Annotated in this window: 22 protein-coding genes; 10 read left to right on the top strand and 12 right to left on the bottom strand. The window is 71.2% G+C overall.

Annotated features, from left to right (window positions below):
* Window positions 1–3: 3 nt before the first annotated feature.
* A complete protein-coding gene (locus EFL26_RS18165; RefSeq protein WP_123224318.1) occupies window positions 4–837 on the bottom strand; it encodes an ABC transporter permease in 834 nt (277 codons plus the stop codon).
* Window positions 834–1,625: an ABC transporter ATP-binding protein gene (locus EFL26_RS18170; RefSeq protein ID WP_123224319.1), complete on the bottom strand. Its 792-nt coding sequence runs from the start codon at window positions 1,623–1,625 to the stop codon at window positions 834–836. Before EFL26_RS18170 ends, EFL26_RS18165 begins: the two co-directional genes overlap by 4 nt.
* A 112-nt stretch (window positions 1,626–1,737) precedes the next feature.
* Between EFL26_RS18170 and EFL26_RS18175 the strand changes: the two genes are divergently transcribed.
* A complete protein-coding gene (locus tag EFL26_RS18175) occupies window positions 1,738–3,126 on the top strand; it encodes an MFS transporter (protein ID WP_123224563.1) in 1,389 nt (462 codons plus the stop codon).
* Window positions 3,126–4,397 (top strand): MFS transporter, encoded by a 1,272-nt coding sequence (locus EFL26_RS18180; protein WP_123224320.1) that lies wholly within the window; start codon window positions 3,126–3,128, stop codon window positions 4,395–4,397. The genes EFL26_RS18175 and EFL26_RS18180 overlap by 1 nt, the downstream gene beginning before the upstream one ends.
* A gap of 34 nt (window positions 4,398–4,431) precedes the next feature.
* On the opposite strand, the gene dnaB is transcribed toward EFL26_RS18180, so the two are convergent.
* Window positions 4,432–5,844: a replicative DNA helicase gene (gene dnaB / locus EFL26_RS18185; protein WP_123224321.1), complete on the bottom strand. Its 1,413-nt coding sequence runs from the start codon at window positions 5,842–5,844 to the stop codon at window positions 4,432–4,434.
* Window positions 5,845–6,337: 493 nt separating this feature from the next.
* Window positions 6,338–8,071, bottom strand: coding sequence for a fatty acyl-AMP ligase (locus EFL26_RS18190; protein ID WP_183408250.1), 1,734 nt, complete (start codon window positions 8,069–8,071; stop codon window positions 6,338–6,340).
* 128 nt (window positions 8,072–8,199) lie between these two features.
* On the opposite strand from EFL26_RS18190, the gene EFL26_RS18195 reads away from it, so the two are divergent.
* Window positions 8,200–9,513 carry an MATE family efflux transporter gene (locus EFL26_RS18195; protein WP_246000262.1) on the top strand — a complete coding sequence of 438 codons (1,314 nt, stop codon included), beginning with the start codon at window positions 8,200–8,202 and terminating at the stop codon, window positions 9,511–9,513.
* 3 nt (window positions 9,514–9,516) lie between these two features.
* Here EFL26_RS18195 and EFL26_RS18200 read toward each other — a convergent pair whose 3' ends face one another.
* Window positions 9,517–10,467, bottom strand: a complete 951-nt coding sequence (locus tag EFL26_RS18200; RefSeq protein WP_246000263.1) for an RNA polymerase subunit sigma-70 — start codon at window positions 10,465–10,467, stop codon at window positions 9,517–9,519.
* Between the two features lie 4 nt (window positions 10,468–10,471).
* Complete coding sequence (locus EFL26_RS18205; protein WP_123224566.1) at window positions 10,472–10,891, bottom strand: VOC family protein; 420 nt, start codon at window positions 10,889–10,891, stop codon at window positions 10,472–10,474.
* Between the two features lie 145 nt (window positions 10,892–11,036).
* Between EFL26_RS18205 and EFL26_RS18210 the strand changes: the two genes are divergently transcribed.
* Complete coding sequence (locus tag EFL26_RS18210) at window positions 11,037–11,639, top strand: hypothetical protein (RefSeq protein ID WP_123224323.1); 603 nt, start codon at window positions 11,037–11,039, stop codon at window positions 11,637–11,639.
* 75 nt (window positions 11,640–11,714) lie between these two features.
* Here the strand turns inward: EFL26_RS18210 and rplI are convergent, their stop codons facing one another.
* The 4 genes from rplI to rpsF form a co-directional block, all read right to left on the bottom strand.
* Complete coding sequence (gene rplI, locus EFL26_RS18215) at window positions 11,715–12,158, bottom strand: 50S ribosomal protein L9 (protein WP_123224324.1); 444 nt, start codon at window positions 12,156–12,158, stop codon at window positions 11,715–11,717.
* 14 nt (window positions 12,159–12,172) lie between these two features.
* Complete coding sequence (rpsR, locus tag EFL26_RS18220; protein ID WP_123224325.1) at window positions 12,173–12,409, bottom strand: 30S ribosomal protein S18; 237 nt, start codon at window positions 12,407–12,409, stop codon at window positions 12,173–12,175.
* Between the two features lie 83 nt (window positions 12,410–12,492).
* Window positions 12,493–13,080 (bottom strand): single-stranded DNA-binding protein, encoded by a 588-nt coding sequence (locus tag EFL26_RS18225; protein WP_123224326.1) that lies wholly within the window; start codon window positions 13,078–13,080, stop codon window positions 12,493–12,495.
* 43 nt (window positions 13,081–13,123) lie between these two features.
* Entirely contained in the window at window positions 13,124–13,414 is a 291-nt protein-coding gene (gene rpsF, locus EFL26_RS18230; RefSeq protein ID WP_123224327.1) for a 30S ribosomal protein S6, read from the bottom strand.
* Window positions 13,415–13,594: 180 nt separating this feature from the next.
* On the opposite strand from rpsF, the gene EFL26_RS18235 reads away from it, so the two are divergent.
* The 3 genes from EFL26_RS18235 to EFL26_RS18245 all read left to right on the top strand — a co-directional run bounded on the left by EFL26_RS18235 (window position 13,595) and on the right by EFL26_RS18245 (window position 16,911).
* Entirely contained in the window at window positions 13,595–14,404 is an 810-nt protein-coding gene (locus EFL26_RS18235; protein ID WP_123224328.1) for a deoxyribonuclease IV, read from the top strand.
* 253 nt (window positions 14,405–14,657) lie between these two features.
* Window positions 14,658–15,833 carry a lipid II:glycine glycyltransferase FemX gene (locus EFL26_RS18240; RefSeq protein ID WP_123224329.1) on the top strand — a complete coding sequence of 392 codons (1,176 nt, stop codon included), beginning with the start codon at window positions 14,658–14,660 and terminating at the stop codon, window positions 15,831–15,833.
* Between the two features lie 4 nt (window positions 15,834–15,837).
* On the top strand, window positions 15,838–16,911 hold the full coding sequence (locus EFL26_RS18245) for an alanine racemase (protein WP_123224330.1): 1,074 nt from the start codon (window positions 15,838–15,840) through the stop codon (window positions 16,909–16,911).
* Here the strand turns inward: EFL26_RS18245 and EFL26_RS18250 are convergent.
* Both EFL26_RS18250 and EFL26_RS18255 read right to left on the bottom strand, forming a co-directional pair.
* Window positions 16,822–18,270, bottom strand: coding sequence for a glycosyltransferase family 87 protein (locus EFL26_RS18250; protein WP_246000264.1), 1,449 nt, complete (start codon window positions 18,268–18,270; stop codon window positions 16,822–16,824). The two genes, EFL26_RS18245 and EFL26_RS18250, sit on opposite strands and share 90 nt — an antisense overlap.
* A gap of 48 nt (window positions 18,271–18,318) precedes the next feature.
* Window positions 18,319–20,571 carry a transglycosylase domain-containing protein gene (locus EFL26_RS18255; protein WP_123224332.1) on the bottom strand — a complete coding sequence of 751 codons (2,253 nt, stop codon included), beginning with the start codon at window positions 20,569–20,571 and terminating at the stop codon, window positions 18,319–18,321.
* 263 nt (window positions 20,572–20,834) lie between these two features.
* Between EFL26_RS18255 and EFL26_RS18260 the strand changes: the two genes are divergently transcribed.
* From EFL26_RS18260 to EFL26_RS18270, 3 genes are all read left to right on the top strand, one after another.
* Window positions 20,835–21,569, top strand: a complete 735-nt coding sequence (locus EFL26_RS18260; protein WP_123224333.1) for a PadR family transcriptional regulator — start codon at window positions 20,835–20,837, stop codon at window positions 21,567–21,569.
* Window positions 21,570–21,594: 25 nt separating this feature from the next.
* Complete coding sequence (locus EFL26_RS18265; protein WP_123224334.1) at window positions 21,595–22,686, top strand: inositol-3-phosphate synthase; 1,092 nt, start codon at window positions 21,595–21,597, stop codon at window positions 22,684–22,686.
* Window positions 22,687–22,847: 161 nt separating this feature from the next.
* Entirely contained in the window at window positions 22,848–23,753 is a 906-nt protein-coding gene (locus EFL26_RS18270; protein ID WP_123224335.1) for a hypothetical protein, read from the top strand.
* Window positions 23,754–23,783 lie beyond the last annotated feature (30 nt).

Genomic DNA, 23,783 nt, shown 5'->3' on the forward strand with positions numbered 1-23,783 from the left:
GCCTCAGCCTGCCCGAGTCGCCGCGAACAGGCGACGTGCCCACGCGTACGACGCGCCCGCGATCAGCAGGCACCACCCGGCCGCCCACCAGCCGGCCGAGCCCGGCGACGTGCCCGCCAGGCAGGCGCGCAGCGTGTCGATGACCGGCGTGAACGGCTGGTTCTCCGCGATCCAGGCCAGTCCGGAGGGCATCGAGTCGGTGGGGACGAACCCGCTGGAGATGAACGGCATGATCATCAGGAACATCGGGCTGTTGCTCGCGGTCTCCACGCTGCCCGCAGCGAGGCCGAGGGCCAGGCAGAGCCAGGTCAGCGCGATCGCCAAGAGCAGCAGCACGCCGACCGCTCCGAGCCACCCGGTCACGCCGGCGCCGGGGCGGTAGCCGAGCAGCAGGGTGACGGCCAGCACGGCGACCACCGCGGCGGCGGTCTGCAGCAGCGCGGCGAGCACGTGCCCGGTGAGCACCGAGGCCTTGGCGATCGGCATCGTCCGGAACCGGTCGATGATCCCCTCGGTGGCGTCCTTGGCGATGTAGATCGCCGTGCTGAGCGCGACCGACGCGACCGTCATGATCAGGATCGCCGGCGCGATGTAGGCCAGGTAGTCGGCCCGTCCCTGTCCGGCGCCCACGTCGCCCGACCCGCCGGGCAGGCCGGCGCCCATGGTGCCTCCGAAGACGTACACGAACAGCAGCAGGAACAGGATCGGCTGCCCGATCAGCATCAGGGTCAGGGACGGGTAGCGCACCATGTGCCGCAGGTTGCGGCCCAGCATCGTGGCGGAGTCACGGACCCCGTCGGACAGGGCGGTCGTGATCGTGGGGGTCGTCGTGCTCATCGGATCTCCTCCAGCTCGTCGTCGGCGGTCGCGTCGTCGGACGCGGGGGTGGCGGGGTGCCCGGTGAGGGCGAGGAACACGTCGTCGAGGGTCTCGCCACCGGCGAGCGCCTTGAGCTCCGCGGGCGTGCCCTCGGCGACCAGGCGGCCCTCGTCGAGGAGCCCGACCCGGTCGGCCAGCTGGTCGGCCTCCTCGAGGTACTGCGTGGTGAGGAAGATCGTCACGCCGTCGGCGAGCAGCTCTCGGACCATCTCCCACACGCTGCGGCGGCTGCGCGGGTCGAGCCCGGTCGTCGGCTCGTCGAGGAAGATCAGCCGCGGCCGGCTGACCAGCGTCATCGCGAGGTCCAGCCGGCGCTTCATGCCCCCCGAGTACGTCGCGGCCCGACGGTCGGCCGCGTCGACCAGGTCGAAGCGGTCCAGCAGCTCGTCGACCCGCGCCCGCCCCTCCGGCTTGCCGAGGTGGGCGAGGTCGGCCATCAGGCGCAGGTTCTCCCGACCGGTCAGCAGCTCGTCGATCGCCGAGAACTGGCCGGTCACGCCGATGGCGCGCCGGACCCCGTCGGCGTCGCGGCGGACGTCGTGGCCGGCGACCGCGGCGTCGCCCGCGTCGGCGGCGGTCAGCGTCGAGAGGATGCGCACCATCGTGGTCTTCCCGGCGCCGTTGGGGCCGAGCAGCGCGTAGACGGTCCCGGTCGGCACGGTCAGGTCGATGCCGCGCAGGACGGCGTGGTCGGCGTACGACTTGGTCAACCCGGTGACCTCGATCGCAGTGGTGTGGTTGCTCATGACGCCAGCGTGCAGGGTTGACGCTGCGTCAAGGTCAAGCCCGTTCTCGGGAGGCGCCGACCGGCGGAAAACCGGCAGACAGTGACGACCGCCACGGCCGAGAATGGCCGCGATGACCACCACCCTCTCGGGCACGCGGCGGGGCTTCTTCCGCCGCCTGATCCCACCCACGCCGATGTCGCGCCGGCTCGCGACCCAGTCGATGCTGTTCTCCACCGGCGAGGGTGCGTTCAACACCGGCAGCGCGGTGTTCCTGACCCAGGTGGTCGGGATGTCCGCCGCCCGCGTGGGCCTGGCGCTGACCATCACCGGGGTGGCGGAGTTCCTGATGGCCTACCCGGCGGGCCGGTTCGTCGACCGGTTCGGGCCGAAGCGGGTCTGGTCGCTGGCGACGTGGGGGCGGGCGGCCTGCTTCCTGGCGCTGCCGTTCGTCGGGAGCTTCGGTGAGTACCTGGTGGTCGGGCTGCTGTTCGCGCTCGCGGCCTCCTCCGGCCACTCCAGCTACCAGTCCTACGTGCTCGACGCGCTGCCGACCGAGGAGCGGATCGACACCCAGGCCTACATGTACTCCGCGCTCAACGTCGGCTTCACCTTCGGCGCGATCCTGGGCGGGGTGGCGCTGGCCTTCGACAACCTCACGGTCGTGCGCTGGACGCCGTGGTTCGCGGCTGTGCTGATGGCGTTCACCGCCTGGTGGATCTCCCGGCTGCCGCAGGCACCCCACGACCTGCGCGTGGCGAGCGGCGAGGCGCGCGTCCGGCCGCCCGGCCCCGGTGCGCTGCGCAACCCCGGCTGGATGCTGGTCACCTTCTTCAACGGCACGCTGTGGACCAACCAGGTGCTGCTCAACGTGGTCATCCCGCTCTGGCTGGTGGAGGCGACCGACGCTCCGCACGTGCTGCTCGCCTGGCTGTTCGGCACCAACACGGTGCTGTGCATCTTCCTGCCGGCGTACACCTCCAAGGGGGTCCGCGACCTGCGCGACGCCGTCCGCTACGTGCGGATCTCCTCCGCGTTCTTCGTGGCGTCCTGCCTGATCACGATGGTGACCCACTCGACCGTCGGCCTGGTCACGGTGCTGCTGGTGTGGCTCGGCCACGTGACGGTCACCGGTGCGGAGCTGTTCATCTCGGGAGCGAGCTGGTCGTTCCAGGCCGAGCTGATGGACCCGCGCCGGCGCGGGGAGTACCAGGGCGTCCAGGACGTCAGCCGCACGCTCGGGTCGATGTGGGCGCCCGCGCTCTACACCTACCTCGCGATGTCCCGGGGCGACCAGGGCTGGCTGGCGATCGCCGGGATCATCGTGGTCGCGACCGTCGCGATCGGCCCGTCGGTGCGCCTGGCCGAACGTTTCGCGGTTCGCCACTTCCCGGCCGACCAGGTCGATCGCGACGCGGGCGACGACGCGCTGCCGGAGACGCTGGAGGACACCGGCCAGTACGCCGTGCCCGAGCCCGCGCCGCCGGCCGCGTCGAGCACCCAGGGCCTGGACCTGACCTGATGGCGCCGTCCCTGCCGCCTCGGCTGCTGCGCCTCGCCGGCCCCACCCCCCTGATCCGGCGCCTGTCGGTCCAGTCCGTGCTCTCGGCGTTCGGCGACGGGGTCTTCCTCACGGGCAGCGCGGTGTTCTTCACCCAGATCGTCGGCCTCTCCGCCGCCCAGGTCGGCCTCGGGCTGTCGATCGCCGGCGTGGTCACCTTCTGCCTCGCCGTACCGCTGGGCAAGCTCAGCGACCGGTTCGGCGCCAAGCGGGTGTGGGCGCTCGCCTCCCTGGTCGAGGCGCTGCTCTACCTGGTGTGGTGGACGGTCGGCAGCATGGCGACGTTCGTCGCGATGCTGGTGGTCCTCGAGCTGGTCTCGACGGCCAGCCGCTCGGCGCGCAACGCCTACCGTTTCGACATCTTCCCCCGCGAGGAGCGGGTCGCCTCCAACGCCTACTTCCGGGCCGCCCGCAACGTCGGCTACACCCTGGGTGCTTTGCTCGCCGGCGTCGCACTGGCCACCAACAGCAACGACGCCGTCCGCGCCGTACCCCTGGCCACGGCTGCCCTGCTCCTCCTCAACGCCGCCCTCGTCTCCCGCCTGCCGGGCGTCGCCCTCCACGTCGAGCACGACTCCCCGCTCGAGGTCGCGGCTCACGCGCATGACCGTGGCAGCGCGCTGCGCAACCGCGGCTACGTGCTGATGTCGGTCTTCGACGGCGTGCTCGCCACCCACCAGGTCCTGCTCAACGTGGTGATCCCGCTGTGGCTCGTGGAGGAGACCGACGCGCCCCGGGTGCTGCTCGCCTGGCTGTTCGGCACCAACACCGTGATGGCGGTGCTGCTGCAGGTGGTCGCCGCGCGCGGGGTCGTCACCGTTGCCGACTCGCTGCGCGCGCAGCGCCGCGGCGCGTTCTTCTTCGTGCTGTCCTGCGGCATCGTGCTGGTCACCCACGACACCGTCGGCTGGGTGACCATCGTGCTCGTCTGGCTCGGCCACGTCACCGTGACCGGGGCCGAGCTGTTCAACTCCGCCGGTGACTGGGGCCTGCAGGCCGAGCTCTCCGACCCCGCCCGCCGCGGCGAGTACCAGGGCGTCTCCCAGCTCGGTTACACCCTGGGCACGGTCTGGGCGCCCGCGGCGTACACGTTCCTCGCGATGCAGTGGGGCACGCCGGGGTGGCTGGTCATCGCCGCGATCGTGCTGCTGGCCGCGATCGGCATCCACCCGGCCGCCCGCGCCGCCGAGCGACACCTGGCGCGCGAGCCCGAGGCTGCGCCGGCGGCCTGAGCGCCGACGCACCCGAGGGGCGCACCGTGAGAGGTCAGTGCGCCATGTCCACGAACCGCGAGTAGTGGCCCTGGAAGAGGACCGTGACGTCGCGGGTGGGGCCGTTGCGGTGCTTGCCGACGATGATGTCGGCCTCGCCCGGGCGGGCGGACTCCTTCTCGTACTGGTCCTCGCGGTGCACCAGCATGACGATGTCGGCGTCCTGCTCCAGCGAGCCGGACTCACGCAGGTCGGAGACCATCGGCTTCTTGTCCGCACGCTGCTCGGAGCCACGGTTGAGCTGCGCCAGCGCCACGATCGGCACCTCGAGCTCCTTGGCGAGCAGCTTGATCTGCCGGGAGAACTCCGAGACCTCGACCTGGCGGGACTCGACCTTCTTGCCCGAGGTCATCAGCTGCAGGTAGTCGATCACGATCAGCTTGAGGTCGTGGCGCTGCTTGAGCCGGCGGGCCTTCGCGCGGATCTCCATCATCGTCATGTTCGGGCTGTCGTCGATGAACATCGGCGCGCTCGAGACCTCGCCCATCTTGCGGGCCAGCTTCGACCAGTCGTCGTCGCTCATCGGCCCGTTGCGGATGTGGTTCAGCGGCACCTTCGCCTCCGCGGAGAGCAGCCGCATCGTGATCTCCGAGCGGGACATCTCCAGGCTGAAGATCACGCTGGTCAGGTTGTTGTGGATCGAGGCGGCCCGGCAGAAGTCCAGGCCGAGCGTGGACTTGCCCATGCCGGGGCGGCCGGCGACGATCACCATCTGGCCCGGATGGAGCCCGTTGGTCAGCTCGTCGAGGTCGGCGAACCCGGTGGGTACGCCGACCAGGCCGGCGCCGCGGTTGGAGATCGCCTCGATCTCGTCGAGCGTGGACTCCATGATCTCGCTGAGCGGCGCGTAGTCCTCCGAGGCCCGCTTCTCGGTGATCGCGTAGATCTCCGCCTGCGCCCGGTCGACGGTGTCGTCGACCTGGCCCTCGCCGGAGTAGCCCATCTGCGCGATCTTGGTGCCGGCGTCGACCAGCCGGCGCAGGATCGCCTTCTCGCGCACGATGTCGGCGTAGTAGCCCGCGTTCGCGGCGATCGGCACGCTCGCCGAGAGCGTGTGGAGGTACGGCGCTCCCCCGACCCGCTGCAGGTCGCCGCGACGCTGCAGCTCCGCGGACACGGTCACCGGGTCGGCCGGCTCGCCCCGGGAGTACAGGTCGGTGATCGCGTCGAAGATGGTCTCGTGCGCCGGACGGTAGAAGTCCTGCGCGCGGGTCACCTCGAGCACGTCGGCGATCGCGTCCTTCGAGATCAGCATCGACCCGAGGACGCTCTGCTCCGCGTCGGTGTCCTGGGGCGGCATCCGGCCCGACCACTGCTCCTGGGAGCCGTGGTGCTCGAAACCCGGGTCGCCGCGGTAGTCGCCGAAGCCCTCGGTCTGACCGATCCCGGCGGACTCCGTCATGCTCATCGCGGCGACTCCCCTTCCCGTGCGGTGCGGCCGTTCCGACCGTAGCGGCGGGCCCCGACATCACCCCGGCAGGACCCGCCCCGCCGGCCGCCCGACCCGGCCGGACTGCGCGAGGCTATGTCCTGCGCGGCGCCCGGCAAAGCGCGCCGTCCACACCCCCCTGTGGAAAACCCTGTGGGTCGTGTGGAACACCTGCCAAAAGGTGTGCACAGGCTGTTGGGGACACTGTGGACGGCCGCGGCCCGATTCGGGTGAATACGCCCCTGACCTGCGGTTTCGTCGGTCCACCGGGTGTGGAGGAAAGTTTCCGGGCAGGTTTTCGTTCACCGTTTCGTCATTCGGGACGCGCCTGTTGCCATGTCGACAAATCGGTCGTCGCCGACGGTTACCCACAGATGCGGCGGGTTTTCAACAGGCACGGAGGGGCTGTTTCGGGATGGCCCGAACGGACTATGCCGCGCTCCTCCGAACAGTCAGCCGACGGCGGCTCTGCTCAGTCGACCGGGTGGACGTCGTGGCCGCGGCTGGCCATCCAGAGCCGGCGGCTGGCGGCGCGCTGCTTCTTGCCGCTCGAGGTCTTCGGCACCGTGTACGGCGGCACCAGCAGCACGTCGCTGACCCGCAGCTCGTACTCGCGCAGCACCGCCCGGCTGATCGCCTCCACGACCTCCGCCTCGACCGGCTCGCCGTCGACCTCGGCGACCAGGACCAGGGTCTCCATGGTCTCCCCGGACTCGTCCTCCACCGCGAACGCCGCGCTGCCGCCGAGCCGGACCGCCTCGTGCGAGAGCTCCGCGGTCACCTCGATGTCCTGCGGGTAGAGGTTGCGCCCACGGATCACGATGAGGTCCTTCGCGCGGCCGCAGACCACGATCTCGCCGCCGTCGAGGAAGGCCAGGTCGCCGGTGCACAGGAAGGGCCCGCCGTCGTCACCGGCCAGGCGGCCGCCGAAGTACTCGCCGGTCGCCTCCTCACGACGCCAGTAGCCCGGACTGACGCTGGGACCCCGCAGCCAGAGCTCGCCGACCTCGTCGGCCGGCAGCTCGACGCCGGTGGCCGGGTCGACGATGCGCACGTCGTACTGCGCGGACGGCCGGCCGTCGACGCACAGCTCGCGGGCGCCGGCATCGCCCTTGTCGCGGAAGACCACCCGGTGCTGCTCGAGCGCCTCCCCGTCGACCCACAGCACCCGACCCGGGTCGTCCGTGGCCGCCGCCGACACCAGCACGGTCGCCTCGGCGAGACCGTAGCCCGGGGTGTGCGCCTCCGGCCGGACGCCGGCCACCGCGAACGCGTCGAGGAACCGGTCGCGGGTGAGCCGCCGGACCGGCTCGGCGCCGTTGATCAGCGCCTTGACCCCCGACAGGTCGAGCGACTCGCGCTCCTCGGCGGTCGACCGGTCGACCAGGAGGTCGTAGCCGAAGTTCGGGGAGTACCCGTGCGTGCCGCCGTACGCCGACATCGCCCGCATCCACGTCATCGGGCGGCGGATGAACGCGCCGGGGGGCATCAGCACCGACAGCATGCCGAACCACGCCGACGGCAGCGCCCCCATGACCAGGCCCATGTCGTGGGTCAGCGGGCACCAGGAGACGTTCACCGACGTCTCGTCCACGCCGACCAGCTCGCGGCACGCCTCGAGGTTGGCGACCAGGTTGGCGTGGGTGACGATCACGCCGCGCGGCTCGCTGGTGGACCCCGAGGTGTACTGCAGGTAGGCGACCTCACGCTCCACGACCGGGGCGGGCTGCGCGGCGGCGCTGCGGTCGCCGGTGGCGATCACCGGCACCGTGCCCTGGGTGAGCAGGTCGAGCACGTCGATCTCCGCCTGGCCCTGCGGCGTCGCGGCCACCACGGCGACCGCCCCGGCGTTGGCGCGCACCGGCTCCAGGCGCGACTCCACGTGCTCGGGACGCCGGGGGAACGAGACCGGGGCGGCGATGACGCCCGCCCACATGCAGCCGAACAGGCCGACCAGGAACTCCAGCGGCGGGGTCGCGATCAGCAGGGCCACGTCGCCGGGCCGCAGGCCACGCGCGGTGAGCGTGCCGGCCAGGGCCGCGGCCTGGTCGCGGAGCTCGCCGGCGGTGAGCCGGGCGGACTCGTGCACGCCGTCGAGCAGCTCGAGGTAGAGCAGCCGCCCGGGGTCGGTGTCGGCGAGCTCGACGAGCCGGTCGAGGAGGTCGCCGTCGGGCACGGTCCACCTGGGTGCGGTCGAAGAGGCCACGGAGCTCTGCTCTCTGTCTCGGCGATCCGGTCCCGATCGGACCGGATACTGGCATCTGGGGAACGACCCCGACGCCCATTTGGTCACGTCCGGCCGCACCGTCGTACGGGTGGCCTAGCCTGCCTCTCGTGGCCGCCCGCATCCGCCAGGAGGACCGCGAGATCCTCCGGCTGGCCGGACCGGCGTTCCTCGCGCTCGTCGCCGAGCCGCTCTTCCTGCTCGCCGACTCCGCGATCGTCGGCCACCTCGGCACCCGCCAGCTGGCCGGCCTCGGCATCGCCGGCGCCGTGCTGTCGACGTTGATCAGCGTGTGCATCTTCCTCGCCTACGGCACCACGGCCTCGGTGGCGCGGCGGATCGGCGCGGGCGACCTCCGGGCCGCGCTGACCCAGGGCCTGCACGGGATCTGGCTGGCGATCGTGATCGGCGTCGCGACCACGGCGCTGGGCATTCCGCTCACCCCGGTGCTGGTCGGCCTCTTCAAGCCGGGCAGCGGGGTCGCGCACGAGGCCGAGACCTACCTGCGGATCGGGCTCGTCGGCGCCGTCCCGCTGCTCGTGGCGCTCGCCACCACCGGGATCCTCCGCGGGCTCCAGGACACGCGCACCCCGCTCGTGGTCGCGGTCGCCGGCAACCTGGCCAACGTCGGCCTCAACCTCTGGCTGGTCTACGGCCTCGACCTCGGCATCGCCGGCTCGGCCCTCGGCACCGTGCTCGCCCAGTCCGCCTCCGCCGCCGCGCTCCTCGTGGTCGTGGTCCGCGCCGCCCGGCGCCACGAGGCACCGCTCCGGCCCTCGCTGTCCGGCATCCGGGGCGCGGGGTCCGCCGGCGTCCCGCTCCTGCTGCGCACGCTGACGCTCCGGGCCAGCCTGCTGGTGATGACGTACGCCGCGACGGCACTCGGGCCGACCGACCTCGCCGCGATGCAGGTCGCGATGACCGTGTGGACCTTCCTGGCCTTCGCGCTCGACGCGATCGCGATCGCCGCGCAGGCGATCACCGGCCGCCACCTCGGCGCCGGCGACCGGGAGCGCACCCGCGCGATCACCACCCGGATGCTGCGCTGGGGCGTCCTGAGCGGCGTGGTGACGGGACTTGCGCTGGCCGCAGCCGCTCCCTGGCTCGGTGGCCTGTTCACCGACGACGCCGGGGTGCGCGATCTGCTCGTGCCGGTGCTCCTCGTCGCCGCGATCACGCAGCCCCTGGCCGGGATCGTCTTCGTGCTCGACGGCGTCCTCATCGGGGCCGGGGACGGCCGCTACCTGGCCTGGGCCGGTCTCCTCGTGCTCGTCGTGTTCGCCCCGGCGGCCTGGCTCGCGGTCTCCGCCGGAGGCACGCTCACCTGGCTCTGGGTGGCGTTCGCGCTGGCGTTCATGGGCGGCCGGGGAGCCGTGCTGCTCGGTCGCGCCGCGACGGACCGCTGGATGCGCCTCGGCGCGTGATCCTCACGCCGGCAGCAGCGTCGGCAGCCCCAGCAGCCCGAACGGCTGCGGCCCGAACGTCGTGATCTCCGCGATCACGCCGTCCTCCACCCGCAGCACGTCGACCTTGAAGGCGCGGAACGCCGAGTCACCGGGCCGGCGCAGGTAGCTGGCCGCTGCCGGCATCCGGTTCAGCGCGGTCGGGAGCAGCCGCCAGTCGCCCTCGCGCTCCTCGCCGAACGCTCGCTCCAGGAGCGGCGCCACCGCGTCGCGGCCGTCGAAGCACACCGGCAGCGGCGGCATGGTCACCCGCAGGTCGGTCGCCGCGACCGCCAGCGCTGCCGCCGCGTCGCACCGCTCGTGGGCGTCGATGAACGCCGCGAGCAGCTCGCTCTCCTCCGCGCTGGCCGGACGGGCCTGCCAGTCGGTGCGGTGCGAGGGCAGGTGTCGGCGCATCGTCTCCCGCGCCCGCTGCAGCGCGCTGTTCGCCGCGGGGACGGTCGTCCCGATCAGCGCGGCGGTCTCGGCCGCGGTCATGCCGAGCACCTCGCGGGCCAGCAGGGCGGCCCGCTGCCGCGGCGGCAGCACCTGCAGCGCCGCCAGGAACGCCAGCTCGATCGTCTCCCGCGACACCGCCACCGAGTCCGGGCCCTCCTCGGTGGCGGGCAGCTCGTCGAGCACGGTGTCGGGGTACGGCGTCAGCCAGCTGACCTCGGCGTACGAGCGCATCGCGGAGAGCCGGCGCGCCTGGGCGCGCTGCCGGTCGATGCACACGTTCGTGGCGATCCGGTAGAGCCAGGCGCGCAGGTGCGGCGGCTCGAAGCCCTCCCGGCTGCGCCAGGCCCGCAGGTAGGTGTCGCCCACGGCGTCCTCGGCCTCGTCGTACGACGCGAGCATGCGGTAGCAGTGCACGTGCAGCTCGCGGCGGTAGCGCTCGGCCTCGGCCGCGAAGTCCTCCTCCACCAGCGAGGTCACGGTGTCACCGCAGGTGCTGCTTGATCTCCTGGATCGCCCAGGAGTTGCCGTCGGGGTCGTCGAAGTACACGAAGGTGCCGTAGTCCGCGCGGTCCGGCTCGAGTCCGGGTGTCTGCACGCCGTTCAGGAAGTGCACCGGGCCGCTGTTCTGGACGCCCTTCTCCTCCAGCAGCGCGAGCGCCTCCTCGATGTCCTCGACCACGAGGTGCGCACCCTTGAGCGAACCCGGCGCGACGCCACCCCCGAGGCCGGTGCCGAACACGATCGAGCACCCGGAACCCGGCGGGGTCACCTGGATCACCCGGAAGCTCTTGTTGGGGGCGAAGTCGGTGTCCAGCCGGAACCCGAGCTTGTCCACGTAGAACTCCCGCGCCCGCTCGACGTCCGAGACCGGCGCGATGACCACTTCGAGCTTCCAGTCCATCTCGTTCTCTCCTCTGCTCGACGACCGCTCGGTGCGGCCGTTCGACAGGTGGAACGTCACAGGCACCGCGGACTCATCGGTGGATCGATGATCTTTTTCGCGCACGGCCCGAAGGACCGTTCCGGACCGACCCTAGGCTGTCGCCATGTCGCCGCTGCAGAGGATCGCGATGGGGCTGGTGATCGTGTTCCTCCCGGCGAACTTCCCCCACCACCCGCACCCGGCGTGGGCCTTCTACGACGCGCTGCCCGACCCGGTCGGGTGGCTGCTGGTGGTCACCGGCGTACGTCGCCTGCGGCCCCACCTCGACGTCGACGTGCTCACCTGGCTCGCCTGGGTCTCGTTCGCGATCAGCGTGCCGCTGTGGTTCCCGCAGCTGAACCACCTGCTGGTCCCGGAGTACAACGACAGCATCGACGTGTCGCTGCAGTGGTTCCTGTCGCTCCCGCAGACGGTGTTCAGCCTGGCCCTGGCCCGCACGATCGGCCGCACCGCGGAGCTGCAGGAGCCGCGGGACACCTTCGTCGCCGGCCGGTTCGGCGTGCTCACCTGGGGGTTCGCGGCGCTGGTCGTGCTGCCCGCGATCGCGTACGGCGGCGGGGTGGACGCCCTGGTCGACCCGACCCTGCTCGGCATCGGCCTGGTCAACGTCGCCTTCATCTACTACCTGTTCCGGGTGCACCGGCGGGAGTGGCTCGGCGGCCCGGGACCCTTGGAGATCCACCCGCGGGCGCGCGAGGACCGGTGAACGCACGAAACCGCCGCTTCCCGCACAGGATTCCGTGGGGGAAGCGGCGGTTTCACAACCTGGGTTGCGAATTCGTCAGCCGGGCACCACGTTGAGGCTGACCTGCGCCTCGACGTCGTCGTGCAGCTTGACCTTGACGGTGTGGGCGCCGAGCGACTTGATCGGGTTGGCCACCACGATCGTGCGCTTGTCGACCTCCGCGCCGCCGTCGACGATCGCCGAGGCGATGTCGGCGGTGGTGACGGCGCCGAAGAGGCGGCCGCCCTCGCCGGCGCGGACCTTGACCTGGAACGTCGAGCCCTCGAGCTTGGACTTGATCTCGGCGGCGTGGTCGGCGTCGCGCACAGCGCGGGCGTCACGGGCCTTCTTGATCGACTCGATGGTCTTCTCGCCGCCGCGGGTCCAGACGATCGCCAGGCCGCGGGGGACCAGGTAGTTGCGGCCGTACCCGTCCTTGACCTCGACGACGTCGCCGGGCGCACCGAGACCGGTGACCTCCTGGGTGAGGATCAGCTTCATCTCCTGCTCCTCTCTCAGCGAGCCGTGGACGTGTACGGAAGGAGCGCGACCTCACGAGCGTTCTTGACCGCCGTGGCGACGTCACGCTGGTGCTGCACGCAGTTGCCGGTCACCCGACGCGCGCGGATCTTGCCGCGGTCGGAGATGAACTTGCGCAGCAGGTTCGTGTCCTTGTAGTCGACATAGGACGTCTTGTCCTTGCAGAACTGGCAAACCTTCTTCTTGGGCTTGCGCATCACTGCCTTGGCCATTGTGGTGCTCCCTTTCAGTGAGCCCGGCTCACGCCGGAATGGTGGCTTGGTTGGTGTGCTGGTGGATCAGGTGGATCAGGTGGTCAGAACGGAGGCTCTTCGGTGCCGCCGGGCACCGCCCACGGGTCCTGGCCGCCCTGGGGAGCGCCGCCCCCCTGAGGGGCACCGCCGCCTTGCTGGCCGCCCCAGGCGCCCTGGCCGCCGCCCTGCGGGGCACCGCCGCCCTGGCCGCCACCCTGGGGAGCGGCTGGCTGGCTGGCCCACGGGTCGTCGCCGCCGCCGAAGCCACCGCCGCCGCCACTGCCGCGCGTGACGCGGGTGACCTTGGCCGTGGCGTACTTCAGGCTCGGTCCGACCTCTTCGACGTCGAGCTCCATGACCGTGCGCTTCTCGCCCTCACGGGTCTCGTAGGAGCGCGCCTTCAGGCGGCCCTGCGCGACCACGCGCATCCCCTTCTGCAGGGACTCGGCGACGTTCTCCGCGGCCTGGCGCCAGATCGAGCAGTTGAGGAACAGCGTGTCGCCGTCCTTCCACTCGTTGGTCTGCCGGTCGAAGTTGCGCGGGGTCGACGCGATCGTGAAGTTCGCGACGGCCGCACCCGACGGGGTGAACCGGAGCTCCGGGTCGCCGGTCAGGTTGCCGATGACGGTGATGACGGTCTCGCCAGCCATGCTGATCCTCCTGGATCTCCTGCTCGTACGCCGCGTCGCCGGGTCAGCGAGCGTCGGGACGAATGACCTTAGTGCGAAGCACCGACTCGTTCAGCGTGAGCTGGCGGTCGAGCTCCTTGACGGTGGCCGGCTCGGCCTGCAGCGTCACGACGGCGTAGATGCCCTCGGCGTTCTTGTTGATCTCGTAGGCCAGGCGACGACGGCCCCAGATGTCGACGTTCTCCACGGTGCCACCATCGGTGCGCACGACGTTGAGGTACGTGTCGAGGGACGGGGCGACGGTGCGCTCCTCGAGATCGGGGTCGAGGATGACCATCAGTTCGTAGGCACGCAAACTGCCTACCTCCTTCGGACTCAGCGGCCACGGACGTTCCGTGACAGGAGGAGCTCCCCGAGCGGGGAGCGACGGGCAAGGGTAACAACGCCACCGGCCCGCAGGGAAATCGTCCTCCACAGGGTCGCCGGGCGTCCGGCCCGGGTGCTCGTTGTCGTACGCCGCTCCTAGGCTGGCCGCATGACGCCAGGCAGCACGACGATCCGCATCGGAGCCCACGTCGCCCAGGACGACCCGATCGCCGAGGCGAAGGCGCGCGACACCACGCTCGTGCAGTTCTTCCTCGGCGACCCGCAGGGCTACAAGGGCCCCGAGGTCCGGTACGCCGGCGGCGCCGCCGGGCTCAAGGCCGATGCCGAGGCCGCGGGCGTCGACCTCTACGTGCACGCGCCGTACATCGTCAACGTCGCCACCACGAACAACCGGATCCGGATCCCCAGCCGCAAGCTGCTCCAGCAGCACGTCGACGCCGCGGCCGAGATCGGCGCGAAGGGCCTGATCGTCCACGGCGGCCACGTGAACAAGGACGACGACCCGGACAAGGGCTTCGACAACTGGCGCAAGGCGGTCGAGGCGACCGACCTCAAGGTCCCGGTGCTGATCGAGAACACCGCCGGCGGCGACAACGCGATGACCCGCCACCTCGACCGCATCGCCCGGGTCTGGGAGGCGATCTCGCAGGCCGAGGGGCACGAGTCGGTCGGGTTCTGCCTGGACACCTGCCACGCCTGGGCCAGCGGCATCGACCTGACCGACGCGGTCGACCAGATCCGTGCGCTCACCGGTCGGATCGACCTGGTGCACGCCAACGACAGCCGCGACGCGTTCGGGTCGGGTGCCGACCGGCACACCAGCTTCGGCAACGGCGAGATCGACCCCGACCAGCTCGCCGGGGTGGTCCGCGCGGCCGGCGCCCCGGTGATCTGCGAGACCCCCGGCGGGCCCGACGAGCACCGGGCCGACTTCGACTGGCTGCGCGAGCGGCTCTGACCTGCCGCCTCACCGGGTTTCGAGGCGGTTGCTGCGCAACCGCAACTCAACCACCAGCTGGTCGAGGTGCGAGCACCCGCGCAGGGCGGTGGTGGAGGTGCGAGCGCCAGCGAGCCCTTCGGGCAGGCTCAGGAACCACCTCGAAACCTCCGGCCGGCCCTGCCGCCTCACCGGGTTTCGACGCGGTTGCCGCGCAACCGCACCTCAACCACCGGCAGGTGGCCGCGCACCCGGCCCCGTTAGGCTCGCCGACGTGACGACCCCCCTCGCCGTACGCACGATCTCCTCCGAGGAGCACCTGGCGTTCCTGAGGGCGCAGGACTCCGCCTCGTTCCTGCAGACGCCGCCCTGGGCGCAGGTCAAGCAGGAGTGGAAGGCGGAGTCGCTCGGCTGGTCGCTGCCCGGCTCGCCCGACGGCGAGCTGGTCGGGGTCGCGCTGGTCCTCTACCGCCAGCTGCCCAAGGTGCGCCGCTACCTCGCCTACCTGCCCGAGGGCCCGGTGATCGACTGGGACACCGACGACCTCGCCGCCTGGCTCGAGCCGATGGCCGTCCACCTCAAGGCCAAGGGCGCCTTCGGGATCCGGATCGGTCCCCCGGTGATCACCCGGCGCTGGAGCGCGGCCCAGGTCAAGGACGGCATCGCCGACGACGCCGTCACCAGCCTCACCGAGCTCCCGCCCACCGAGCGCAGCCCGGCCGGCGCGAAGGTGGTCTCGCAGCTGCGCGAGCTCGGCTGGCGTGCCCAGCACGCCGTCGGCGGGTTCGCCGCCGGGCAGCCCCAGTACAACTTCTGGATCCCGCTCACCCACGCCGACGGCAGCCCCCGCACCGAGGACGAGGTGCTCGCGGGGATGAACCAGCTCTGGCGGCGCAACATCAAGAAGGCGGCCAAGGCCGGGGTGACCGTCAGCGTCTCGACGACGGCCACGAGCGGCTTCGCCGACGACCTCGCGGCGTTCCACGATCTCTACGCGCACACCGCCGAGCGCGACCACTTCACCCCGCGCCCGCTCGCCTACTTCCGGACCATGTTCGACGCGCTCTCCGCCACAGGCCCGGACGGGCCGCTCGAGATCCGGCTCTACCTGGGCCACCACGACGGCGACCTGGTCGCCTCGACCATCTGGATCCGGGTCGGCACCCACGCGTGGTACTCCTACGGCGCCTCGTCCACGGAGAAGCGCGAGGTCCGCGGCTCCAACGCGGTGCAGTGGCAGATGATCCGCGACGCGATCGCCGCGGGCGCGGCGATCTACGACCTGCGCGGCATCACCGACACGCTCACCACCGACGACTCCCACGTCGGCCTGATCCAGTTCAAGGTCGGCACCGGCGGCGAGGCGGTCGAGTACGCCGGCGAGTGGGACCTCCCGCTGAACCGCGCGATCTACAAGGCCTTCGAGCTCTACCTCACGAGGCGAGGGTGAGCCGATGAGCCTGGTGCTGCACGTCGACGGTGACCGGTGGCGCGCCCACCTCCGGCACGTGGCCGAGGAGCGGCCGGGCCTGGTGCCGGTCGTGAAGGGCAACGGTTACGGCTTCGGCAACGGACGCTTGGCCCGCCGTACGGCGTGGCTGGCCGGGCTCGGCCCCGGCGGCGACACCCTCGCGGTCGGCACGTACGCCGAGATCGACGACGTGGCCACCCGGTTCGACGGCGACATCGTCGTGCTCGCCCCCTGGCGACCGTGGGCGGGCGGCGGCTCGGAGCACAGCGCTGACCCGCGGGTGATCCACACCGTCGGGCGGCTCGGCGACCTCGCCGCGCTGTCAGACGCCCCCGGCCGTCCGCGCGTCGTCCTCGAGCGGCTGACCTCCATGAAGCGGCACGGGCTCACCGCCCGGGGGCTGCGAGAGGCCGTCGCTGAGGCGCACGGCGTACGGCTCGAAGGCGTCTCGATCCACCTGCCGCTCGACCGCGGGGACAATCTCGCGGAGGCCGAGGAGCTGATGACCGACGTCGTCGCGGCCGGGCTCGGCGAGCGGGACGAGCGCGCCGCCACCGTCTGGGTGTCCCACCTCCGCGCCGACGACCTCGCCGCTCTCGCCGCGCAGTACCCCGACTTCACCTTCCGCCCGCGGATCGGCACCGAGCTCTGGCTCGGCGACCGCGGCGCCCTGCGCGTCACGGCCCGGGTCCTCGACGCCCACCCCGTCGAGCGCGGCGAGCAGTTCGGCTACCGCGGGCGCGTCCTCCCGCGCACGGGCACGCTGCTGGTCGTCTCGGGAGGCACCGCGCACGGCATCGGGCTCGAGGCGCCCACCGGGGAGGGCAGCGTCCGGGCGCGCGCGGTCACCCTGGCGCGTGGCGGCCTGGACGCCCTCGGCCTGGCGCGGTCGCCGTTCACCGTGGCCGGCAAGCCGCGCTACTTCGCCGAGCCGCCGCACATGCAGGCCTCGATGCTGTTCCTGCCCTCAGGCGCCGAGGTGCCCGCGGTCGGCGACGAGGTCGACGTCCGGGTGCGGTTCACGACCACCACCTTCGACGCCGTCGAGATCAGCTGACTCCACGTCCAGCACCTCGCCGTACCAGAGGTCGCGCACGACCAGCGCGACCAGGTACAGCTCGCCGAGCACGCGCACCACGATCGCGAGCTGGTACGCCGTGGGGTTGGTGCCCGACGAGGGCGCCAGCCAGCCACCGAGGTAGAGCCAGACCGCCGCGTAGTAGGCGACCTCGCAGGCCTGCCAGATCAGCAGGTCCCGCCAGCGGGGCCGGGCCAGCACGGCCAGCGGCAGCAGCCAGAGCACGTACTGCGGCGAGTACACCTTGTTCACGAGGAGGAACGCCGCCACGACCAGGAAGGCCACCTGCGCGACGCGGGGTCGGCGCGGGGCGCTGAGGCCGAGCACGAGGATCGCGGCGCACGCCACCGCGAACAGCAGCCCGGAGACCAGGTTGATCCGGTGCGCGCTGCTGTGCACGCCGAGCTGGTCGAGGACCAGCCAGAGCGACCCGAGATCGGCTCCCCGGGAGGAGTTGAACGACCAGAAGACCTTCCACGCCGACGCCCCGGTGAGCAGCGCGGGGAGGTTCACCACCACCCAGGCGACCACACCCCCCGCGACGGCGCGCATCCACAGGTCCGTGCGGCGCGACCGCTCGCCCCGGCCCGTCCAGAGCACGTCCACGAGGAAGGCACCGAGCAGGAACATCGGGTAGAGCTTCGCGGCGGTCCCGAGGCCGACCATCACGCCGGCCAGCACGGGGCGGCCGCGGGCCCAGGCCCAGAGGGCCCCGGCCGTGAACAGCACCGCCAGCAGGTCCCAGTTGACCAGGCTCGACAGCAGCAGCACCGGGGAGAGGGCGAAGGCCATGGCGTCCCACGGCCGACCGGGGCTCGCGCCGGCGAGGAACAGCACCGCGCCGATGCCGCAGACGAACAGCAGCACCGCGGTGACCAGGAAGTAGGTGTTCACCTCACGGGTCATCCCGGGCAACCCCCAGAGCCTCGCGACCGGGGTCGCCTCGCGCACCGCCTGCGAGGGCCCGGAGGGCATCAGCCCGGTGATCTTCGACGCACCCCACGCCAGGTAGGAGATCAGGACGGGGTACTCCATGACCGGGTAGCGGCCGAACGAGCCGTCGTAGGGCCAGCGCCGCTCCGCGAACCCTCGATCGGTGTAGAGGTACGGCACGTCGGAGTAGCACATCTTCCCGTAGCGCACGGTCTCGCTCGACCAGTCGGTCTCCCCGCACGGGTACTTCTGCACCAGGCCCACGGCGAAGACCACCGTGAAGACCGCCAGCAGCACCCGCACCGGAGTCCACCACCGGTGCGGGCGGGCGTGGTCGCCCGCCGGCCCGCCGACGACCTCGCTCAGGGCGGCGGCGACCGGGTCCTCGCGGGTCGGGCTGCTCACCACGGGCCCTTCACCACGGGTGCTCCACCATGGCCGCTCACCGCGGGACTAGGGGCTGGACGACGGTTTGCCCCCGCCGAGGATCGGAGGCGGGCTCGTCGAGGGCGGTGTGGGCGTCGGGCTGGGCGACGGCGGCGGGCAGTCCGGGTCCTGCGGATAGCCGTACGCCGGGTCGCACACGCCGTTGGCCACCGGCTCCTGCGGCGCGGCGGTCGTCGGGGCCGCCGACGAGGTCTTCTTGGTCGGCTTCGGCTTCGGCGGAGGCGGGGTGTACGGGTCGTGGCCGCTCGAGGGCGCCTTGCCGTCGAGGTTCGCCGGCGGCGGGAAGTCCTCGACCGGCACGCCGTCCATGAGCAGCTTCATCGCCGCGGTCCAGGTCTCGGCCGGGTAGGTGGCGCCGAAGTAGCCCCGGGGCAGGTAGCCCTCGTCGATCGGCTTGTAGCCGGTGCCGTGGGAGTAGGTGACCGCGGTCGCCACCTGCGGTGTGAACCCGACGAACCACGAGGTGATGACCCGCTTGTCGTCGTTCGTCGCGGTGCCCGTCTTGCCCGCCGCCGGCCGGCCGAGCGCCGTCGCGGCGCGGCCGGTGCCCGTCTTGACCACCTGCTGCATCGCGTAGCTGGTGTCCGCGGCGACGTCGGAGTCCAGGACCTGGTCAGTCTTCCGGGGGGCCGTGTAGAGCACCTCGCCGGTCGACGCCTTGACCACCTTGGACACCACGAACGTGCTGTGGTGCAGGCCCCCGTCGGCGATGGCGGCGTACGCGTTCGCCATGTTCAGCGGACTCACCGGCGCACCACCGAGCGAGATGCGCGCGTTGATCTCCTCGGGCTTCAAGGGCGGGACGCCGAGCTTCTGGGCCATGTCCGCGATCTTCTGCGGCCCGTTGTCCATGGACTGGGTCATGTCGACGAATGCGGTGTTGATCGACTTGGCCGTCGCCGTGGTCAGGCTGACCTTCGCGCCGAAGTCCGTGCCGGTGCCCTCGCCCTCGTTCACCACCGTCGACCCGTCGGGGAAGGTGTAGGGCGAGTTGCCGTCGAAGGTGTCCTTGAGGCTGAAGCCGTCCTTGATCCCCGCAGCGACCGCGAACGGCTTGAACGCCGAGCCGGGCGGCAGCGCCGTGGTCGCCCAGTCGATCTGGCTCTTCAGGTAGTCCTGGCCGGAGTAGAAGCCGAGGACACCGCCGGTCTGCACGTCCACCGAGGCGACCGCGGCGTGCAGGGCCTTCACGCCGGTCGGGGCGACCTGCTGGACCGCCTGCTGGGCCGCGTCCATCGCCTTCTTCGTGAAGGTCGTGGTCACCTTCAGGCCGCCACCGTCGATGTCCTGGTCGGTGAACCCGAGGCGGAGCAGCTCCTGCTTGACCATGCTGAGCATGAAGCCCTTCTGGCCCGCGTAGGTGTTGCTGCTCGCCTGCTTCTTGGTGTCGGGCAGCTTGCCCTCGATCTTCGCCGCGTCGGAGGCCGAGAGGCTGCCCATCTTCTCCATGCCGGAGACGACGTAGTCGTAGCGCTGCTGCAGGGCCTGCCGCGAGGCGTCGCTGCGATCGGGGCTCAGGTAGTTCGGGGAGTTCAGGATCGCCGCGAGCATCGCGCTCTGCGAGGCGTCGAGCTGCTTGGCGGGGATGCCGAAGTAGGCGTTCGCGGCCGCCTGGATGCCGTAGGCGCCGCGGCCGAAGTAGATCGTGTTGAGGTAGCCCTCGAGGATCTGCGACTTCGACTGCTGCTGCTGGATCTTCAGCGACAGGAACGCTTCCTTGATCTTCCGCCTGATCGTGCGTTCCTGGCTCAGGTACAGGATCTTCACGTACTGCTGGGTGATCGTCGAGGCTCCCTGGGTGGCTCCGCCCTTGGCGTTGGAGAACGCGGCCCGGATGATCCCCTTGGGATCGATGCCCTTGTTGGTCCAGAACGTCCGGTCCTCGGCCGCGACCGCGGCGTCCTGCATCACCTTCGGCACGTCGGCCAGCGGGATCGACTCGCGGTTCTGGGTGGCGAACCGGCCGATCTTCGTCTTGCCGCCCGCGTAGTAGACGTTCGTGGTCTGCGCCTGGAAGGCCTGGTTCGGGTCCGGGATGTCCGTCGCGCGGTAGGCGATGTAGAACATCGCCGAGAGCACCAGCGCCCCGACGAGCCCGGCGATCAGGCCGTACTTCGCGATCCTGCGGGCCCGCTCCTTGCCGGTGAGCTTCGGCTTCGCGGCCTTGCGGCTCGTCGTCCCCCTGGACCGCCCGCCGTTGCCGTTGCGGGGACCGTTGTCGGACCGGCTCGCGCCGGACCTCGGCGTGCTGGCACTCACGTGGGTTGGCTCCAGGGGAAGTCGGGGTCGACCTGAGGTCAGAACATCACGAGGGTACGGCGTGCCGCCATGAAGTCCATTCCCCGCTCCTGTGACGAAGCCCTCGCGCCGCCCGGTGAATGCGGCCGCGGCGTCGCACGAGTGGCGGGCTCGCGGCACCGGACGCGACCCAAAGGATTCGACGTCGATATATCGCTGCGATATGTTGCGGTGATACGACGAGTTGATAGGGACGCGTCCGGGCGCAGGAAGGAGCCACCACCGTGCCACGCAAGGGAGCGACGCTGGAGCTCGCCGTGCTCGGTCTCCTCCAGGAGACCCCTCTGCACGGTTACGAGCTGCGCAAGCGTCTCAACCTGCTCCTCGGCTGGACCCGCCTGCTGTCCTACGGCTCGCTCTACCCGGCGCTCAAGCGGATGCTCCGCGCCGGCTGGATCACCGAGGTGACCACCTCGAACGCCGTCTCGCGCCGGCAGCGGATCGTCTACCAGATCACGCCGGCCGGCATCGAGTTCTTCACCTCGGAGATCACCGAGGCCGGGCCGGCCGCCTGGGAGGACGAGACCTTCAACATGAGGTTCGCGTTCTTCTCCCGCACCGACGCCACCGTGCGGCTGCGGATCCTCGAGGGCCGCCGCTCGCGGCTCCAGGAGCGGCTCGACCGCGCCCGCGCCCTGCACGGCGAGGACGACCGCTACCTGAGCGAGCTGCGCCGCCACTCGATCGAGTCGGTCGAGCGCGAGGTGCGCTGGCTGACCGACCTCATCGAGACCGAGCGGTCGAACTCCGACCGGACCGGCTCGCGCACGACTCCGGTCAAGCCTCGTGCGGCGGCGAAGCGCCGTACGGCACCGCTCGCCGGGGCGACCGACCCCACAGGGACCAGCCCTGCGGCAACCGGGTCGACGGCTCCCGCTCCGACCCCCGCACCAACCCCGGCGACCACGCCGGCGGCAGCAACGACGGCCCCACCGGCCGAGACCACCGAAATCAGTTGAAACAAGCAACGCAGGAGGAGAACCGATGGCGAAGGTTCGCGTAGGGATCGTGGGAGTCGGCAACTGCGCCAGCTCCCTCGTCCAGGGCGTGGAGTACTACAAGGACGCCGACCCGCAGGGCAACGTCCCGGGTCTGATGCACGTCACCTTCGGTGACTACCACGTCTCGGACGTCGAGTTCGTGGCCGCGTTCGACGTCGACGCCAAGAAGGTCGGGTTCGACCTGTCCGAGGCGATCACCAGCTCGGAGAACAACACGATCAAGATCTGCGACGTCGCGCCGACCGGCGTGACCGTCCAGCGCGGTCACACCCTCGACGGCCTCGGCAAGTACTACCGCGAGACCATCGACGAGTCCGACGCGGAGCCCGTCGACGTCGTGCAGGCGCTCAAGGACGCCGAGGTCGACGTCCTCGTCTCCTACCTGCCGGTCGGCTCCGAGGACGCCGACAAGTTCTACGCGCAGTGCGCGATCGACGCCGGCGTTGCGTTCGTCAACGCGCTGCCGGTCTTCATCGCCTCCGACCCGGTCTGGGCGAAGAAGTTCGAGGACGCCGGCGTGCCGATCATCGGCGACGACATCAAGAGCCAGGTCGGCGCGACGATCACCCACCGGGTGATGGCACGCCTCTTCGAGGACCGTGGCGTGGCGCTGGACCGCACCTACCAGCTCAACGTCGGCGGCAACATGGACTTCAAGAACATGCTCGAGCGTGAGCGCCTGGAGTCCAAGAAGGTCTCCAAGACCCAGTCGGTGACCTCGAACCTCACCGGCTCGCTGGCCGGCAAGGTGCACGACCGCAACGTCCACATCGGCCCGTCCGACTACGTCGCGTGGCTCGACGACCGCAAGTGGGCCTACGTCCGCCTCGAGGGCCGGGCGTTCGGCGACGTCCCGCTGAACCTCGAGTACAAGCTGGAGGTCTGGGACTCCCCGAACTCCGCGGGCATCATCATCGACGCCATCCGTGCGGCGAAGATCGCCAAGGACCGCGGCATCGGCGGCGCGCTGCTCGCCGCGTCGTCGTACCTGATGAAGTCGCCGCCGGTGCAGCGCCCCGACGACGAGGGCCGCGCCTCGGTGGAGGCGTTCATCAAGGGCGAGGTCGAGCGCTGAGCTCAGGTTCGACGCCTGTCAGCAGCTGATTTCGGAGCCGGACCCCGGGCCTCACGGCCCGGGGTCCGGTCGTTCCCGGTCACGTCCTGGTCAATTTCAACCAGCACGTGCACCGTCGAGTTGGATGCGCCGCACCTCCTCGGATCACTACGGTGTCAGCCATGAGCGATGACACCACCCCGCCGCAGGACCCCGACCCGGGTTCCACACCGCCGCCGCCTCCGCCGTCCGGCGGGGACGTGCCGCCACCGCCGCCTCCGCCGCCCGCCGGGGACGTACCGCCTCCGCCGCCTCCGCCGCCCGGTGCCGGCTCGATGCCCCCGCCGCCCCCGCCCCCTTACGGCGCACCCGCGTCCGCCCCTGGTGGGTACAGCCCGGTCGCCGCGATCCAGTACGGGTGGGCGAAGTTCACCCAGAGCCCGAGCACGCTGCTCGTGCCGGCGCTGATCGTGCTGGTCCTCAACATCGTGATCAGCGGCGTCATCTACTTCGTGCTCAACGCCGCCCTGCTCGGCACGCACGACTGCACGCGCACGGTGTTCGGCACGTCGGTCGACACCCAGTGCGGGCCGGGCTTCTTCATGACGCTGCTGGTCGGCGCCCTGAGCTCCGGTGTCTCGACGTTCGTCACGTCGGCCCTCGGCGCGGGGCTGATCAAGTGCGCGCTGAACGTCGTGGACGGCCTCGAGGTCAACCCGGGCGACGTGATCGCCTACGCGACCAAGCCGGCCGTGGTCAGCACCGCGGCCATCCTCGGTGTGCTCAGCTTCGTCGGCACGCTGCTGTGCTACCTGCCGGCGATCGTGATCTCGTTCCTGACCGTGTTCGCGATGTTCTACGTCGTGGACAAGGGGCTCTCCGGGGTCGACGCGATCAAGGCCAGCGTCACGCTGGTGACCTCGCGGATCGGCGACACGATCCTGTTCTACCTGCTCGCGGCGGTCTGCCTGATCGTCGGCGCGATCCTCTGCCTGGTCGGCCTGCTCGCGGCCGTCCCGGTCGTGCTCGCCGGCGCGGCGTACACCTTCCGGGTGCTCAACAACGAGCCGGTGGCGTCCGCCGCCTGATCCGGTTCACGCTCACGCCCGGCGTCGTGT

Origin of the sequence: Nocardioides pocheonensis, from assembly GCF_003725535.1 — a bacterium.
Lineage (GTDB): Bacteria > Actinomycetota > Actinomycetes > Propionibacteriales > Nocardioidaceae > Marmoricola > Marmoricola pocheonensis.

Excerpts from the sequence above, each read along its gene's own strand:
- EFL26_RS18165 (WP_123224318.1), bottom strand. The coding sequence starts at position 837 with ATGAGCACGACGACCCCCACGATCACGACCGCCCTGTCCGACGGGGTC.
- EFL26_RS18170 (WP_123224319.1), bottom strand. The coding sequence starts at position 1,625 with ATGAGCAACCACACCACTGCGATCGAGGTCACCGGGTTGACCAAGTCG.
- EFL26_RS18175 (WP_123224563.1), top strand. The coding sequence starts at position 1,738 with ATGACCACCACCCTCTCGGGCACGCGGCGGGGCTTCTTCCGCCGCCTG.
- EFL26_RS18180 (WP_123224320.1), top strand. The coding sequence starts at position 3,126 with ATGGCGCCGTCCCTGCCGCCTCGGCTGCTGCGCCTCGCCGGCCCCACC.
- dnaB (WP_123224321.1), bottom strand. The coding sequence starts at position 5,844 with ATGAGCATGACGGAGTCCGCCGGGATCGGTCAGACCGAGGGCTTCGGC.
- EFL26_RS18205 (WP_123224566.1), bottom strand. The coding sequence starts at position 10,891 with ATGGACTGGAAGCTCGAAGTGGTCATCGCGCCGGTCTCGGACGTCGAG.
- EFL26_RS18210 (WP_123224323.1), top strand. The coding sequence starts at position 11,037 with ATGTCGCCGCTGCAGAGGATCGCGATGGGGCTGGTGATCGTGTTCCTC.
- rplI (WP_123224324.1), bottom strand. The coding sequence starts at position 12,158 with ATGAAGCTGATCCTCACCCAGGAGGTCACCGGTCTCGGTGCGCCCGGC.
- rpsR (WP_123224325.1), bottom strand. The coding sequence starts at position 12,409 with ATGGCCAAGGCAGTGATGCGCAAGCCCAAGAAGAAGGTTTGCCAGTTC.
- EFL26_RS18225 (WP_123224326.1), bottom strand. The coding sequence starts at position 13,080 with ATGGCTGGCGAGACCGTCATCACCGTCATCGGCAACCTGACCGGCGAC.
- EFL26_RS18235 (WP_123224328.1), top strand. The coding sequence starts at position 13,595 with ATGACGCCAGGCAGCACGACGATCCGCATCGGAGCCCACGTCGCCCAG.
- EFL26_RS18245 (WP_123224330.1), top strand. The coding sequence starts at position 15,838 with ATGAGCCTGGTGCTGCACGTCGACGGTGACCGGTGGCGCGCCCACCTC.
- EFL26_RS18265 (WP_123224334.1), top strand. The coding sequence starts at position 21,595 with ATGGCGAAGGTTCGCGTAGGGATCGTGGGAGTCGGCAACTGCGCCAGC.
- EFL26_RS18270 (WP_123224335.1), top strand. The coding sequence starts at position 22,848 with ATGAGCGATGACACCACCCCGCCGCAGGACCCCGACCCGGGTTCCACA.